This window comes from Pantoea sp. LMR881 (assembly GCF_027157825.1).
Lineage (GTDB): Bacteria > Pseudomonadota > Gammaproteobacteria > Enterobacterales > Enterobacteriaceae > Pantoea > Pantoea haifensis.
In genome coordinates this window covers 3754078-3769930 of sequence record NZ_JAPVOK010000002.1, presented here as the reverse complement: position 1 = coordinate 3769930, position 15853 = coordinate 3754078, and the positions used below count along the sequence as shown (strand labels likewise).

12 protein-coding genes and 4 pseudogenes are annotated in these 15853 nt (G+C 53.4%); 1 reads left to right on the top strand and 15 read right to left on the bottom strand.

Going from position 1 to position 15853, the window contains the following annotated elements:
* Positions 1-75 precede the first annotated feature (75 nt).
* The 7 genes and pseudogenes from O3W44_RS19465 to O3W44_RS19440 all read right to left on the bottom strand — a co-directional run bounded on the left by O3W44_RS19465 (position 76) and on the right by O3W44_RS19440 (position 8264).
* On the bottom strand, positions 76-915 hold the full coding sequence (locus O3W44_RS19465; RefSeq protein ID WP_269291745.1) for an oxidoreductase: 840 nt from the start codon (positions 913-915) through the stop codon (positions 76-78).
* A gap of 112 nt (positions 916-1027) precedes the next feature.
* Positions 1028-2809: a thiamine pyrophosphate-requiring protein gene (locus O3W44_RS19460; RefSeq protein ID WP_269294336.1), complete on the bottom strand. Its 1782-nt coding sequence runs from the start codon at positions 2807-2809 to the stop codon at positions 1028-1030.
* A gap of 56 nt (positions 2810-2865) precedes the next feature.
* A pseudogene (locus O3W44_RS19455) lies at positions 2866-4832 on the bottom strand (hydantoinase B/oxoprolinase family protein).
* A 1-nt stretch (position 4833) separates the two neighbouring features.
* Positions 4834-6879, bottom strand: coding sequence for a hydantoinase/oxoprolinase family protein (locus O3W44_RS19450; protein WP_269294335.1), 2046 nt, complete (start codon positions 6877-6879; stop codon positions 4834-4836).
* An 18-nt stretch (positions 6880-6897) separates the two neighbouring features.
* A complete protein-coding gene (locus O3W44_RS19445; RefSeq protein WP_269294334.1) occupies positions 6898-7335 on the bottom strand; it encodes a GNAT family N-acetyltransferase in 438 nt (145 codons plus the stop codon).
* 438 nt (positions 7336-7773) lie between these two features.
* Positions 7774-7950 (bottom strand): annotated as a pseudogene (locus tag O3W44_RS25040) (Ail/Lom family outer membrane beta-barrel protein); the annotation flags it as partial.
* A 38-nt stretch (positions 7951-7988) separates the two neighbouring features.
* Complete coding sequence (locus O3W44_RS19440) at positions 7989-8264, bottom strand: hypothetical protein (RefSeq protein ID WP_269294333.1); 276 nt, start codon at positions 8262-8264, stop codon at positions 7989-7991.
* Positions 8265-8332: 68 nt separating this feature from the next.
* Here O3W44_RS19440 and O3W44_RS19435 point away from each other — a divergent pair, with 68 nt between their 5' ends.
* On the top strand, positions 8333-8500 hold the full coding sequence (locus O3W44_RS19435; protein ID WP_331283442.1) for a SymE family type I addiction module toxin: 168 nt from the start codon (positions 8333-8335) through the stop codon (positions 8498-8500).
* A 42-nt stretch (positions 8501-8542) separates the two neighbouring features.
* Here O3W44_RS19435 and O3W44_RS19430 read toward each other — a convergent pair whose 3' ends face one another.
* The 8 genes and pseudogenes from O3W44_RS19430 to O3W44_RS19395 form a co-directional block, all read right to left on the bottom strand.
* Positions 8543-8767: a hypothetical protein gene (locus tag O3W44_RS19430; protein ID WP_269294332.1), complete on the bottom strand. Its 225-nt coding sequence runs from the start codon at positions 8765-8767 to the stop codon at positions 8543-8545.
* Positions 8768-8842: 75 nt separating this feature from the next.
* A complete protein-coding gene (locus tag O3W44_RS19425) occupies positions 8843-9544 on the bottom strand; it encodes a hypothetical protein (RefSeq protein WP_269294331.1) in 702 nt (233 codons plus the stop codon).
* Positions 9541-9795, bottom strand: coding sequence for a hypothetical protein (locus O3W44_RS19420; protein WP_269294330.1), 255 nt, complete (start codon positions 9793-9795; stop codon positions 9541-9543). The genes O3W44_RS19425 and O3W44_RS19420 overlap by 4 nt, the downstream gene beginning before the upstream one ends.
* Positions 9792-10619, bottom strand: a complete 828-nt coding sequence (locus tag O3W44_RS19415; RefSeq protein WP_269294490.1) for a VENN motif pre-toxin domain-containing protein — start codon at positions 10617-10619, stop codon at positions 9792-9794. Before O3W44_RS19415 ends, O3W44_RS19420 begins: the two co-directional genes overlap by 4 nt.
* 375 nt (positions 10620-10994) lie before the next feature.
* Positions 10995-12365, bottom strand: a pseudogene (locus O3W44_RS19410) (ShlB/FhaC/HecB family hemolysin secretion/activation protein); the annotation flags it as partial.
* Between the two features lie 265 nt (positions 12366-12630).
* Entirely contained in the window at positions 12631-13143 is a 513-nt protein-coding gene (locus tag O3W44_RS19405; RefSeq protein ID WP_269294329.1) for an Lrp/AsnC family transcriptional regulator, read from the bottom strand.
* 141 nt (positions 13144-13284) lie between these two features.
* Positions 13285-14600: pseudogene (gabT, locus tag O3W44_RS19400) on the bottom strand (4-aminobutyrate--2-oxoglutarate transaminase).
* A gap of 113 nt (positions 14601-14713) precedes the next feature.
* Positions 14714-15847 (bottom strand): M20 aminoacylase family protein, encoded by a 1134-nt coding sequence (locus O3W44_RS19395; protein WP_269294489.1) that lies wholly within the window; start codon positions 15845-15847, stop codon positions 14714-14716.
* Between the last annotated feature and the right edge of the window lie 6 nt (positions 15848-15853).

Sequence of the window (15853 nt, the reverse complement as noted above, 5' to 3'; positions counted from 1 at the left end):
GCCTTACGCCAGCCCTCTCCCTGCAGGAGAGGGCTGAGATGAGAAAATCAGGCCGCACAGGGCAGCCCTCACCCACTACTCGGGAAAATCTGTCTCAACTGACGTCTGTTTCCAGGCCTCAATTTGCGCCAGACGCGCTTTCAGCTTGTCCGTTACCGCCTCATAGCCCCAGGCCCCCATCACCAGGTGACGCGGCGGGTTATCGTGCCTGGTAATCGCAATCATTGCTTTGGCAGCGCGCGCCGGATCGCCCTTCTGCGTGCCGCTGTATTCTGACGTGGCTTTCATGCGCGCTGCTGCCGTTTCGGCATAGTCTGGCAGGGTGCTCGCCGTTTGATGCAGTGAACGTCCCGCCCAGTCAGTACGGAACGGGCCTGGCTCAACACAGGTGACTTTAATACCCAGCGGGCCGGCTTCCTGTGCCAGCGAATCAGACCAGCCCTCTACAGCATGCTTGCTGGCAGAGTAGTAACCGGAGCTGGCAAAGCCAATGAAACCCGCCACGGAGGTAATGTTAATAACATGTCCACGGCGCGCTTTACGCATGACAGGCAGAACGGCGCGCGTCAGCTCAAACAGGCCAAACACGTTGGCGTCAAACTGGGCGCGAATTTCCTGTTCTTCGCCCTCTTCTACTGAACTTTGATAGCCATAACCGGCATTATTCACCAGCACGTCGATGGTGCCGAATTTCTCTGTTGCCGCGCTGACCGCCTTTTCGATGCTCGCTTGCTGGGTCACATCCAGAGCCAACGCCAGCGCGTTGTCGTGGCCTTCGACTAAATCGGTAATTTTGCTCGTATCACGTGCTGTCACGACGACCCTGAATCCCTGCGCGATAGTCTGTTGTGCCAGTTCGCGGCCAAAGCCGGTTGAACATCCCGAAATAAACCACACGCTTTGATTTGCAGTCATGGCTGAGACTCCCGTTGATTGTTGTTTGGCGAATTGCCTTGATGCCGGGCACGAGCGTGCCCGGAGGAAGAAAGGGTAAAGATTAGCGGCAGCGTTGCTGCCAGCTTAACCCTCAATGCTTTTTATGAAAAATCTGGCTGGCGGTATCACTGATAATTTGCGCTGCGCCACGATCGCCTTTTGCCATGGACGTCATGAAAGCTTTTGCCTGCTTAAGGGTAATATGCGGCGGCAGCGGTGCGACCTCCGGATCGGTTTTCACCTCCAGCACCACCGGGCGATCGGCACTCAGGGCGCGCTGCCAGGCATTTGCCAGCTCATCCGGATTGTCGACAAAAATACCCTGCAAACCAAGTGATTCGGCAAACTGCGCATATTTTACATCCGGCAGTTGCTGCGATGCCTCAAAACGCGGATTGCCCTCCATGACGCGCTGTTCCCATGTCACCTGATTGAGATCCTGATTGTTAAACACGCAGACAATCAGGCGGGGATCGGCCCACTGCTGCCAGTATTTCTGGATGGTAATCAGCTCGGCCATATTGTTCATTTGCATGGCACCATCACCCACCAGCGCCACAACCGGTTTTTCCGGATGAGCAAACTTAGCGGCAATGGCGTAAGGCACTGCTGCCCCCATACAGGCGAGGCCACCAGAGAGAGAAGCCCGCTGGCCTTGCTTAACACGATAGTCGCGGGCAAACCAGTTGGCACAGGAGCCAGAATCTGAGGTCACAATCGCATTTTCAGGCAACTGTGGTGACATTTCCCACACGACGCGCTGTGGATTCACCGGGTTGGCCGGTGCCAGCGCCCGTTCTTCCATTAGGGTCCACCAGTCACGCACCTGTAGCGCAATGTCCTCTTGCCAGCTGCGATCCTGCTTGTGCTCCAGCAACGGCAATAGCGCACGCAGCGTTTCAGCGGCGTCACCGTGCAGGTTCACTTCGCTGGGATAGCGCAGCCCCAGCATGGCGGGATCGATATCAATCTGTACCGCCCGCGCCTGACCTTCCTGCGGTAAAAACTCGGTCCAGGGGAAACCGCTACCAATCATCAGCAACGTATCGCAGTTCTGCATCATATCTGATGAGGGTTTCGTGCCCAGCAGCCCGATTGAACCCGTAACAAATGGCGCATCATCTGGCAGTACATCTTTACCCAGCAGCGCCTTTGCCACACCTGCGCCCAGCACATTCGCCGCCTGAACCACTTCAACAGCCGCATTGCGCGCCCCGGCACCGATCAGAATGGCGACTTTTTTACCCGCATTCAGTATCTCAGCGGCACGCTGAAGATCGGTTTCGTAGGGGATAACTTTGGGACGCTGATAACCGGTTCCGGAATGGGTAAACCCGTGCAGATGCTGGGGCGCTTGCCACTCTTCATCCTGAATATCTTTTGGAATGATCAATACGGCGACGCCGTTTTGCGCAATGGCGATACGCACGCCGCGATCGATCAGATGGCGTACCTGGGCAGGCGCGGCAGCCTCCTGCACGAAATTAGCCACGTCTGAAAAAACCCGATCAAGGTTCATTTCCTGCTGATAGCTGGCGCCGCGCGCCGTCGCTTCAGCCTGTCCGGCGATGGCGATAACCGGTGCGTGATCCATCTTTGCATCATAAAGCCCGGTGAGCAGATGCGTCGCACCTCGCCCACCGGTAGAGAGGCAAACTCCCGGTTCGCCGGTAAATTTAGCGTGTCCGGCCGCCATAAACGCCGCCATCTCTTCGTGACGCACCTGAATAAATTCGATGCCATCACCGTTTTTATTGGCGCGCTGAATCGCACCCAGTACGCCGTTAATACCGTCGCCCGGATAGCCGTAAATCCGCGTGACGCCCCACTCTTTCAGGCGCTGAACGAAAAAGTCACTGGTTTTGATGCTCATTAATGCGTTCTCCCTTTCGTGTTCGGTGCAGACTTAAAGGGTAGACCACACAGCCATTACCGTGACTTGCCCGACATTGCCGGATACCGCTGCCGCAGTTGGGTAAATATGTCTGCCATATCTGCCGCTTCGCCTGATGCCTCCACCGCACGGAAAACCTGAGTTTTCAGAAAATGTCGCCAGCCCACCGGCGCTTCGGCAAGAAAATTTGTTAATAATTGATAACGGGCAGGCGTCCACAGCCGTTCAAATGCGCTGCGGGCAGAGCCGTGATCGAAATGCTGCGTCAGGGTTTGTGGCATAGCGGCACGTAATGCCGCTGTCGCAGGGGCATCGATCTCATTATCGATAATCGCTACGCCATAGTGACTGCGCGCCGCCTCAACGCTGATAAAACCGCAGCGCACATCCTGTAACACAGCCTGCACGTCACGTTGCGACGGCAAGCCGTAGCCGCCCGCACCGGGACCTCTCACCTCCACTACATCCCCCGGCTGGCACTTGATGACGTCAGTGTTGCCGTGTTCAGTAATTTTGCCCTCGCGCAGAGTGCGAAAATGTGACAGCGCACCACATCGTCCCCCACCGCACCCGCTGAAGCGAATACTGAACGATTGCGGTTACGTGCGGTAATCAGGGTATCTGGCGAGAAGATTTCAAATGCCATTTCGGTTGCCAGGCCGCCGCGATATTGTCCAGCTCCGGCGCTGTCCTGTGCCAGTCCGTAACGCAGGAAGCGAATCGGCACTTCGGCTTCATTAATCTCAATCGGCGTGTTTTTCAGAAATGCCGACAGGCCGCCTGATCCATCAGGCCCATCGTGGCGCGGCGTGCCGCCTGCACCACCGCCTACCGGTCCCAGCGAAGCCACTACGCTGCGATTCTGCCCATCGCTGGTACGAATGTTCATGATTGAATTACCGCCTGGCGAATTGGCGGGCAGCCGATCCGGCATCGCCAGCGAGAAGACGCCAACCGTCGCGATTTGCGACAGCGCACAGGTTAACGAGCGCATTCCCACCGCTGCGGGCGCTTCACAGTTCATTACCGTTCCCGGCGGCAAAATAGCGCGGGTCGACCGCAACGTCCCCGCATTGAGTAACAGGTTACGATCCAGTGTGGACAATACATAAGTCACACCTACCAGCGCCAGCGGATGACGTTCACGCCCCCCGGTTGGCATATTGAGTGAGGAAGCCAGTTGCGGATCGCTGCCAGTATAATCGAGTTCCAGCGTATCACCCTGAACGCGCAGCGTGATGGCGACGCGGCAGGGATAACCGCCCTCACCATCCTCATCGGCGTAATCAGCATAGAAATATTCGCCATCAGGAATGGTCGCGATAATGCGACGTGCCTGGCGTTCGGCATAATCTAAAATACCGTCTATGCCCTGAAGAAAATCGTCTCTGCCAAAGCGCGCAATAATGTCGTGAATTTTACGTTCACCCACATTAACCGAGGCGATTTGCGCTTTAAAATCTCCCCAGTTTTGATCGGGCACCCGCACATTGAGACGCATGATGCTGGCAACCTCTTCATTCAATACGCCGTTGCGCATGATTTTTAGCGGCGGAATACGAATGCCTTCCTGCACGATATCGGTAAGTGAACGCGACAGCGAGGCGGGCACCGCGCCGCCCACGTCGGTATTGTGAATATGCCCGACCACAAAGCAGACGATTTCACCCTGATGGAATACCGGTTTCCAGATATGAATGTCGGGTGAGTGAGTCGCCACGTTCCCGGCGTATGAGTCGTTAGTTATGCAGATATCGCCCTCAGCGTAATCCTCAATCAACGCCAGTACCGGCGCGTAATCAATTCCGCTGTACCAGGGTGCGCCAAAACTGCGCGGCGAAGCGAAGGCCAGCCCGTCACGACTGACGATCTGGCAGGAGAAATCTTCCGTCTCTTTGACAAAGGTCGAGTGTGCGGTGCGCATTAAGGTGAATGCCATCGCGTCAGCGGCGGCAGCGCAGTAGTTCGCGAGGATCTGTAAGTTACGTCCGTCAATTGCCATGTTAGCTCTCCAGCGCCGTGATCAGCAGGTTGCCAAAATCATCCACATTCACCGTCATCTGAGGCGGCACGCAGGTTGTACAGTCATCCTGGGCAATGATTACCGGCCCGTTGAGTTGATGTCCGGCCCGCAATGTCGAACGCAATACCACATCCACCTGATGAAAAGCGCCATCAATCCACGCCTGCACCTGACTTACCGTCTCGACCGCCGCCGCCGCCGGAGACAGACGACTCAGGGCTGGTTTTGGCGTTGGTGAAGTAATCACCAGGCGCAGGTTGATTAGCTGAACCGGTGCAGCACCATCACAATGTCCAAAAAGCTGTTGATGCTGGCGATCAAAAGCGTCATGCAGCGCAGTGACATTAGCCTGGGTCAGCCATTCAGCCGCGAGCGGTACTTCGATTTCAAACGACTGTCCGCGATAGCGCATATCGGCGCTGAATTGCAAACTGTAAGGCATGTCGTTGCCATGTTCTTCTGCCAGCCAGTGACGTGCCCGTTGGCTGAGAGCGTCAGCTTCGGTTGCCAGCTTATCGGCCAGTTGCGCAGTGAGATCGCTGTACAGCGTGCGGATAAAATCGTTACGAATGTCAGCAACTAACCCACCAAGCGCCGAAAGTACCCCCGGCGTAGGCGGGACAATCACACCTTTCATGTTGAGTTCACGCGCCAGAAAACATCCCATCATCGGACCGGCTCCGCCAAAGGCGAGAAACCAGAATTCACGCGGGTCGAGGCCAAAACGCGACAATAAGCCGCTGGTATCGCTGTACATGCTGGAAACTGCCAGTTCGATCGCCGTTTCTGCCGTCTCTTCTACTGAGATATTCAGTGCTTCCGCCAGGGGTTGCCACGCGGCGCGAGCGGCAGCAACATCGACTTTCACTGCGTTATACCCAAGATCGCCATGGCCGATCATGCCGCAGGCGGCAAAAGCATCGGTAGCGGTTGGCTGCGTGCCGCCGCGCTGGAAACAGACGGGGCCAGGCAGCGAGCCGGCACTGTCCGGCCCCATTTGCAACACGCCTTGTCCATCGATCCAGGCCAGCGAACCTCCGCCCTGACCCACCGATGTGACCGCCACCGACGGAATAAAAAGCGGGAAATCACCAATAATTTCACCGTTACCCTGCGCGACTTTGCCGTCAATGATCACCGCTACATCGGCGCTGGTGCCGCCGATATCCAGGCTAAGAATCTTGTCGAAGCCGCAGGCGCTGGCAAGGTAGCTGGCGCCTGTTACGCCCGATGCCGTGCCGGATAAGACCATCTGAACGCATTCACGCTTCGCCTGCTCAACACCCATTACGCCACCATTGGATTTGGTGATGCGTGGCGGCGTCACAACGCCCATGGTGCGCAACGCATTCTCGAATGATTCCAGATAATTGATTACCATCGGCTGGACATAGGCATTGATGGTGGCAGTGATGGTGCGCTCATATTCACGAATAATCGGCCAGATATCAGCCGAACAGGAGGTGAGTAGTTCCGGCGCTTCCTCTGCAATGATATCTTTGACGGCCGCTTCATTATGACGGTTGCGGTAGCTGTGCAGCAGCGAGACAACGATACCCTGGCAATTGGCGGCGCGTGCTTTTGCGATGGCATCCATGACGCTCTGACGATCAACCTGCTGTAATACATTGCCGTCGCGATCGGTGCGTTCCCGGATAGCAAAGACCCGATCACGTGTGATTAACGGCGCAGGCCGCCGGGAAAACAGGTCATGAATATGGGGGATCTTTAGCCGTGCCAGTTCCAGCACATCGCAAAAACCGTCGGTGGCAAACAGCGCCAGCCGTACGCCTTTACGCTGAATGACCGCGTTGATGCCAACTGTCGTTCCGTGAGTAAAGTAGCCGATTGCAGCAGGTTCAATGCCCTCGCGCTGTTGAAACTGCGCCAGACCGGTCAGAATTTCATTGCCGGGCCTGTCTGGCCGCGACAGCACTTTCAGGGTATGAATCTGGTTTGTTTGCTGATCTAATATGGCAAAATCGGTAAACGACCCGCCAATATCCACGCCAACCCGGTAACGCATGTCGAATAAACTCCAGTGTCAGGAGAGAGGAAATTCCATCAGCTTGTGCGGCTCTTGCACCACACGCCAGCCGAGTCGCTGGTAGACCTGATGGGCATCGTTAGTTGAAAGCATCCAGCGGCGAACCGTTTGTAGCTCTTTATGTTCTCGCACGCAGGTGGCGAGCCAGCTTCCAAGCCCGTGTCCCCGCCAGTTTACGTCAATGATGACGTCACACAGCCAGCCAAAACGGGTGTAATCAGTGATTAAGCGGGCGAAACCGATTTGTACCTCCTGATGATAAAGACCAAACGGCAACGAACCGGCTATCGCCCGTAGCGTTTTTTCCCGTGGCTGATCCTTGGCCCAATACGAGCGTTGTAACTGACTGTGAATCCAGTCGAGATCGAGCCGCTGGCGCTCAGTAGAAATTATGAATTCCTCGCGCTGCCACTGTTGATCGGTTGAAATGTCCATAGCCTCTCCTTGTCATTGGGTATTCAGTGTAAAAGCATTGCTGTAAGCGACCCGGCTGAAGCAGCCGAACGAACAGAAAGAATAAAGGGATTTTTGGTTCGGAAAAAAATTTTATGCTGCAGGCGTTGCGGAGTGAGGCGGGTGAGTTAGTGATAGTTTGAGCCGGTTGTATCTGAGTGTTGTGTTGTAATGGGAGCAGGCATCGCCTGTCTCTCGACGTTTTGCAAAACAGCTGATAAAGGCTGTTGAAACACGTAAGGTAACTTAAATCTTTGGTGTAGCTTTATTCCATTATGATGCAATGATTTTATGGTAAGTCCTGGCTGGAAAGTTTAATTATGGTGAATCAGATTGATTATGCGGCATAAGCATTTGAAGTAATGCCGACCATTAGGCAATGCCCGGCATATTTTAATTTTCGTGTGGGCTGATAATTTCTTAGAAGCGGTAACCTACGCCAATATTAAAGCCGTTATTATTATAAGACCCGAATTTATCTTTAATCCGTGATCCTTCATAACCAATATCGATTACAAAGTTCGCCGTGGGGTTAATTTGAAGGCCAACACCGTAAGCGAAACCATTACCATTCCAGCTCTCTTTACTTGAGAACCTTTCTGAGCTTTCAACCCAGGAAACATTTTCACTGGCTTTTAAATAGCTAAAGCCAACCTGTAACCACCCCGTATAATGCTGATATAGTCATTAACGCGCCATGCCGGCCCAGCCATTAGCGTCCATAATTTCGCTTTATCTTTTTCATCTAAGACAACAGATTCATCATCAAAATTATAACTTTTATCTCCTGACAGATAACTAAAAGAGCCAATAACGCTTAACGAAGCATTAAATTCGCCCTGCACCCGCGCAATGTCCGCAACCTGCCCCTCGTTTATCCGATGAACTGCGCTTCCGGCCAATCTGTGCATTCAAAGTTGCTGCTGCGGGTTAACGTCATTGCCCGCGCTTAACGGCCTCTAGCGTCAGGTACGTCACTATCCAGAATATTAAGCACGCTACCGGTATAACCACAAATTACAGCGACACGCCCAGTCTACACCTTAAAGACGACTGGCTGACCGAGGCGGAATTCGGGACCGATAGGCCGGTCACCATTGCCGTTGAACGCGGGCAACTGGTGATCCGCGCAGCGACCACTGAATGACAGGTAAAAAGATTCCGGCTTGATGGCCGGGATCTTTAAAGTTTAAAAGAAGTCTGGATATATTTGACCTTCGGCTTTCAGGATTTCAATAAAGCGATTATAAGCATCTGGCAATCCCTCGACCAAGTCATTGAGTAGATTTCCATCTATTAATGGCTTATAAAAAATACCGCCTTCCATATAAATAAAATCACCAGATAATATTGGGTCAGTAATTTTTACCACTGAAGAGTCATACGCTAAAAGGCCATCATAACTTTTAGACATTCCGTAAAATGTACGTCTTATTATTCATCCAGTACACTGCAAAAACATCAATATCTTCATTTAGATCGCTTATCTTCATTTTACTTTATCCTTTATTAATTCGATCACTCCTACTGGATCAGAGTCAACTCTTTGCGGCGTCGTAATTTTCACATCATAAGCCTTACCGGTATTCACATTATATTGGTAATGAAGAGTAATACTTTGGCCATCTGCGTTTTTTTGAGTGACCTGCATTTTCTGAAACCCAGCAGATGAAGGGAATCGTGGATCATGTTTCATACCTCTAAGAGGCTGACCTGCTGATGGATTTTCCTTAACTTGATTCCATAAAAGTTGTTCATTTAAATCTCTGGGCGCTATAAATTGCTGGCCGGGTTTGGCCGTCGATATTTTCTCCGCCGCACTAATCAAAACTTTATTATTAATGACCTTCGCAGCTTTTCCGACAAGTGACAGCGATTTTTCTGCCGGGATCGACGTCAGCAGCGCCAGCGCATAATCCTTCGCATCTTCCGCTGACAACACCGCCATTACTGTGTCGGAGCCAGGATTGTTGCTCAGAATAGCTTTAATGATATCCGCACTTTCTGGCAAATCGCCTTTTACCATCCGGGCCAGATCGGCCTGCACCTGCTCTGGCGGTAGGTTCTTGTCCTGAGCATATTGAGCGTATGACTGTACCGATTGACCATAATCCGCCATGCCCTTACCGAAGTCATTCAGACTCAGCGCATTATTCTCAATTATTCCCAGAAGTTCTTTGCTGAAGGTCAAAATCCTTTAACTTTGAATACCCGGAAAAGGGCTATTCCAAACCCTAAAATTGCCCCACCGAAACCGCCAATTTTAACCCCTCGCAAAATCTCAATCCATGTCAATTCAAATTCATTAGTCAACAACCATAAAATGATAGCAAAGAATAATTTAACCAATAACCCTGCGATAATTACTGAGAGCAAACAGCCAAAAAAGATGCAAAAGCTAAGAGTTAGCTCTTTTTTAAAATAATCATTATGGAGGCTCATTTTTTTACCTTATCAATAATTTTCTGAGCTTCAGAACCGGCATATTCAGAACCAGAGGAACCACTAACGTTTCCTATCGCCCCTGGAATCTTACTTGGCAACATCTCTTTGGATATACCTAGTTGTCCCTTGATCTCAGTATATTTCAGTAGGCTTGGATTGAACTTCGGTTCCCAACCTCCAGTAACCAACTTACCTGTTGCGTTTGCTATTGGCTTCACAAGCATGTTGCCAACGCCATGCCCAATACCAGCGCCAAGACCGGTTGTTATTGCTCCCGTAAGAGGATCATTTCCATTTAGATGATTGGTCAGAGCACCAGCACCGGCATTCCAGGTCACTGTTCCAGCAAGACCATTTCCCATAGTGATGACATTTGCCCAGCCAGCAATCACTGAGTTCATCGGATTGATTTCACCATTACCAGTATACTGCATTCCTGCATTAGCTCCGGCACCCAGTGCCCACCTTGCTTGGGCAGGTGCTGACAGGGATGCAACACCACCTGTTGCCAGCGCACCCGCAATTGCCTTGTTTACTGCTTCTCCACGTTGGCAAGCGGCTCCCGTAGGATTATCCGCACATGAGAGTAAATCTTTACCGTGGTCTTTTGCGAACTGCTCCTGTCCGGCTTCTGTACCGCCAAACAGGTTATTAGCCACCGTGACCTTGCCCGCCTGCGCTGCGGCCGCTGCGTCCGCCGTGCCGTCTCCGGTCAGGCCGGCTGCCAGCCCGGCTGCCAGCGTGGCCAGTGCGCTCACCTTTTGCTTTTCGCTTTCGCTCAGCGCGCCGGCCTTTTTTCCGTAAATCTCCAGCGCAATCATGCCCGTCAGCTCTGCCACACCGGCACCCGCTGCGCCCGCCAGTGCACTGTTACCCTGCGCTGCGGCCAGCGCCGCGTTCACCGCCGCGTGTGCCATCACCTTACCGGCGTCATTCAGCCCGCTGTTACCGATAATGTTTGCAATGTAGAGTGCGGCGCCGCCTGCCAGTGCCGCCTTCAGGTCGCCGCCCGCCAGACCCTGTATCGCCGCCGTGGCCGCCTGAATGCCCTGCTGGATGGCGCTGCCGGTTCCCCACTGCTGCTGTGTCGTTTTATAGCCGTCCGTCGCCGCAAGCTTCTCGTTGTAGGCTTTCCAGTCGGCCTGCGTGCCGCCTTCACCCGGCGCGCTGATGCCGCCTTTCTCCAGCTCGGCCTTACCGATAGCAAACTGATCCTGTGGGGTCAGCGGTGTATGGGTGATCTGGCGAAGATAAGATGAGTTGAGGCGAAACCGTTGACCGGCGAGCGAAAAAGGATGCGAGTATTGCGCATTGATCTGCACAATTTTTGCCAGTGCCGTCGCCTCATTCCAGTACTCTTCCGGCGCGGGCACAGCACCAAACCAGCGTGTACCACGTTGATAGCTGATACCCAGATCAAGGGTTGCGCTGCCGACGTAGTGGCGATGCTGGAGACCCAGCTTCCATGCCGAGGTTTGACGGCGCTGCACTTCCACTTCAGTATCGTTGATGAAGTTTCGCGTCTCGCGGGTAATAACTGCATAGCTCAGCGTGGTTTTCTGGCTACCGTTGCGGTGCAGAACATAACTGACATTCGCCGTTAGATTTTTACTTTTACCGCTGTATTGATAATCAGCATTGCTACCCGCTACCGTCTGGCTGTAGCGATAATCGCTGGCGGTAATCCCTGCCAGCCAGTAGCCAAAGGGAACGGAATAGTGGCCTACGAAATTTTGCGTGCCTTTATTTTTGCCAAATTTGAGATCGTGACTGGCGTAAAGATAAAACAGATCGCTCAGCGCAAACGGATTATCCAGGTAGAGGGTGACGCCGCCCTGGTAACGCCCGGTTGTGCGGCTACCGGCATCATCCAGTGATGCACCGAGCCGCCACATTTTGCGTTGATTCCACTGTACCGCAAGCTGGCTCTCTCCTGGCGCATCACCTGGGATCAGCGACATATCAGCTTTAACACCCGGCAAGCGCAGTAAGTTTTCTAATCCCTGCTCGGTATCACGCAGATCATAAAGCGCCCCTTTGCGCGACGGCAGCGCGCTATACAACGTGACGTAATTATCGCTATTAGCCGTTAACGCAATCTCACTGATTTTACCTGCCAGCAGTTGCAGGGAGAGTGTACCCAGTGTGAGATCCTGCGGCGGCGCAAGCACGCGGCTGGTGGCGTAGCCGCTGTCAATCAGGCGATTTTGCAACGTGCGCATCAGCAGGTTAATACCCTTTGCGCCCAGGCAGTGGCCCTGCGCCTGATTTGCCAGACGTTCGAGCGGTAACCAGTGCGGAAACGCCTCCCGACCCTGAAGTTTAATGTGCGAAAGCTGGAAGCAAGGCGTTTCCGCTGGAAAAGTGAGCCGCGACAGAGTAGCTGTACTGGCAGAGAGGCGAACGTCAGGTACTGGCGGCTGGAGCTGCGCTTCAATCGCTTTTTGCCTTTGCTGCTGCACGATCTCTTCATTTGCTGCGTGTGCTGACCGGGCGGTAACAAGCAGCGTTGTGGCGAAAATAAAGACAAAAACATTAACTGGCAGTCTGCCTGATCGCTCGTCCATGAGTTGTCCCTGTTTATCCCTGTTGAAATGCACAGAGACTATAGGGCTATTTGATGTTAAAAATTAATTTACTTACGCAAATTATTCTTAAACAAAATAATTCCAGAGGGAGATCACATTTCAAGCGGGTAACGGATGGGGTAAATCACGCGGGAGTGAGGCTTTCTGTCGGGAGAGAAACAGGGCTTTATGTCGCCATCGGGCATGGAGAGAAGTCGCGCCAGGCGATTACCGAGCTGGAGGCGAGCCAGCTCAGTTTAAAAAACTACACGCCAAATTCCACAGGATTGTGCTTCGCGATGAGCGATCGCAACGGCACGCTGCTTTTCATGATGGGTGACTTGATCACGATGTAACTGAAATACTTATCGATGCCGATTTGTGCATCGAGCATTTTTTCAATCACTTCCTGATAATGTTCAATGCTACGGGTAATAAAGCGCAGCAAATAGTCGTAACCACCGGTAATTAAATGACACTCCATTAATTCATCCACATCACGTATGGCATTTTCGAACTTCATAAAATCTTCGCGGCGATGACCTGACAGCGTCACTTCGGTAAATACCGTGACGGAGTCCGTGATCTTAGTGAGATTAATGTGTGCTTCATAACCCGTAATAAATCCCGCTTGCTCCAGCCGCTTGACCCGTTGCAGGCAAGGACTGGGCGAAAGTCCCACAGCGTCGGCGAGATTGACATTACTGATACGGCCATCTTTTTGCAGTTGCACCAGAATATTGATGTCGATGCGGTCGAGTTTCATTAAGCCGTTCATAGCACCCCTCATTGTTAACCAACTGTGCAGGATATCCCGATGGTATATCACGCTTTCAGGTAACTGCGCCAGCGTTAAGACGTGGCGCTACCCGCGGGAGATTTTCAAATTATTCCAGCAATATCAATGAGGAAGCAGGTTTTAACCGAGGCGTCCTGTTGCACGTGCCAGCGCAATATCCACAATATGCATCGCTTCTTCCAGTTGCGAATCCGTGGTCACCAGCGGCGCAAGGAAGCGCACCGTGTTGCGATGTACGCCGCACTTAATCAGCAGCAGCCCTTCCTGGCAGGCACAATCGAGGATTTTTTGCGTCAGCGCGGCGTCAGGACGTCCGGTTTCGAAATCAATAATTTCCATTGCCTGCATAAAGCCCAGCCCGCGAACATCACCGATGCAGGCATATTTCTCAGCCAGCTGGCGCAGACGCGCATTCATCTGCTCGCCAAGCTGATTAGCACGTTGCAGCAGGTTGTCATTTTCCAGCAGATCAAGTACCGCCAGCGCCGCAGCGCAGGCTAATGCATTGCCGCCGTAAGTGCCGCCCAGGCCCCTGGCGTGGGTGCATCCATGATTGCCGCTTTGCCCACCACACCGGAGATGGGCAGCCCGCCGCCGAGACTTTTCGCCACCGTTACCAGATCGGGTTTGATGTCGAGATGCTGGAAAGCGAACATTTTTCCGGTACGACCAAAGCCGGTCTGAACTTCATCACAAATCAGCAAAATGCCATGCTGCTCAGTGATGCGACGCAGCGCCTGCATAAAGGCGGGTCCGGCAGGCAAGAAGCCGCCATCGCCCTGCACCGGCTCAATAATGATGGCTGCTACGCGCTCCGGTAAAATCTGCACCGCGAACAGCTGATCTAACGCTTTCAGGCAATCGACTTCCGTCACGCCATGCAGCGGATTGGGGAACGGCAAACGGTAAACTTCCCCAGGGAACGGCCCGAAGTTTTGTTTGTACGGTGCACTCATGCCGGTGAGCGTAACGCCCAACAGGGTGCGACCGTGAAAAGCGCCATCAAAGGCGATAATGCCCGACCGTTGCGTATGCGCACGGGCAATTTTCACGGCGTTCTCAACCGCTTCTGCCCCGCTGGTGAAAAATACGCTTTTATAGGCTTCATCGCCGCCTATCAGCTGGTTCAGTCGCTGCGCCAGTTCGATATATCCTGGATAAGCCACCACCTGAAAACAGGCATGAGAGACCAGCCCCAGCTGCCGTGTCACAGCGTTAACCACTGCCGGATGGTTATGGCCAACGTTCAGCACGCCGATACCGCCAACAAAATCGAGATAGCGATTCCCTTCCACGTCCCAGACTTCACTGCCTCTGGCGCGCTCAATCACCAACGGATGCGCGGTGACCACACCACGCGGCACGTTCTGCTCACGCGCATCCAGTAACAGACTGTTATCCGAATATGTTTGCTGTTCTGCCATGACATTCTGCATTTTCATACCTCATCCACGTAACGTTCGGTTGGCTCAAGTATCGCAACCCATTGGTTTCTCTCGCTGCCGTAATGACCTGAACAGCGGCATTTCCTGTTAAAATCTCGCGACAATCAGCAGGGAAATTTCTTAGCCAGCGCATCACGAACCAGCGCAACAAATGCATTGATGCCGTAAGGGATTAATGCGTCGTTGAAGTCATAAGCAGAGTGATGCAGCGGCTTGCTCGGGGCTGACCCTAACCACAGATAAGCACCGGGTCTGGCTTGCAACATAAAAGCGAAATCTTCCGAAGTCAGCGCCGGTTGCGCGGCTGTTTTGGCAGCCAGGCCCGCGCGTTTCAGCGCCTCCAGGGCGCACTGCGCTTCGGCTGCACTGTTGACCGTTGCCGGGTAATAGCGAAGGTAATTAACCTCAGCCTGCAAACCGTGCGCGGCTGTAACGTGCCGGGCCAACTGGCGCAGGCGGGTCTCGATAACGTCTTGCGCTGCCGGACTAAACGTTCGTACCGTGCCGGTAATGCTGGCTTCAGCGGGGATCATGTTGTGAGAAAAGCCGCCCTGTATTTTGGTCACTGTCAGCAAGCCCGGTTCACAGGGATCAAGCGCACGCGCCACCAGCGTGTTGAGTTGCACCACCAGCTCACTGGTCGCCAGTAAGGTATCGTGCGTCAAATGAGGCTGTGCAGCATGCCCGCCATCCCCTTTTACCGTGATGTCAAAGCGATCTGCCGCTGCCATAATGGCACCGGGCCGGGTTTGCGCCTCGCCGAGCGGCAGTTCCGGCCAGTTATGAATGGCATAGACGGCTTCGCAGGGAAAACGGTTAAACAGGCCATCGTCAAGCATCGCTTTAGCGCCTGCCAGCCCCTCTTCAGCGGGCTGGAAGATAAAGCAGACGCGGCCATCAAAATCCACCTTGCGTGCCAGCTGCTCCGCGGCTCCTAATAACATCACGGTGTGACCATCGTGACCGCAGGCGTGGCACATACCTGCAATAGTGCTTTTCCACGGCACCGTGCCATTATCCTGCATTGGCAGTGCGTCCATGTCGGCGCGCAGACCAATCATCCGGTCGCTTTGTCCTTTCTGCAGTACGCCGACCACGCCAGTCTTACCGATGCCGCGATAGACCTCAATGCCCAGCTCTTGCAGAAAGTGCGCCACGATGTCGCTGGTGCGCTGCTCCTGATAGCCCGGTTCAGGATGGGCATGCAGATCGCGGCGCAGCGTGACTAAGTGTTCCACATTCAT

Bases quoted from the DNA above. Each gene is read 5' to 3' on its own strand.
- O3W44_RS19430 (WP_269294332.1), bottom strand. From the start codon at position 8,767: ATGTCTAAAAGTTATGATGGCCTTTTAGCGTATGACTCTTCAGTGGTA.
- O3W44_RS19460 (WP_269294336.1), bottom strand. From the start codon at position 2,809: ATGAGCATCAAAACCAGTGACTTTTTCGTTCAGCGCCTGAAAGAGTGG.
- O3W44_RS19445 (WP_269294334.1), bottom strand. From the start codon at position 7,335: ATGGACATTTCAACCGATCAACAGTGGCAGCGCGAGGAATTCATAATT.
- O3W44_RS19465 (WP_269291745.1), bottom strand. From the start codon at position 915: ATGACTGCAAATCAAAGCGTGTGGTTTATTTCGGGATGTTCAACCGGC.
- O3W44_RS19405 (WP_269294329.1), bottom strand. From the start codon at position 13,143: ATGAACGGCTTAATGAAACTCGACCGCATCGACATCAATATTCTGGTG.
- O3W44_RS19450 (WP_269294335.1), bottom strand. From the start codon at position 6,879: ATGCGTTACCGGGTTGGCGTGGATATTGGCGGGTCGTTTACCGATTTT.
- O3W44_RS19420 (WP_269294330.1), bottom strand. From the start codon at position 9,795: ATGAGCCTCCATAATGATTATTTTAAAAAAGAGCTAACTCTTAGCTTT.
- O3W44_RS19415 (WP_269294490.1), bottom strand. From the start codon at position 10,619: ATGATTGCGCTGGAGATTTACGGAAAAAAGGCCGGCGCGCTGAGCGAA.
- O3W44_RS19440 (WP_269294333.1), bottom strand. From the start codon at position 8,264: ATGCACAGATTGGCCGGAAGCGCAGTTCATCGGATAAACGAGGGGCAG.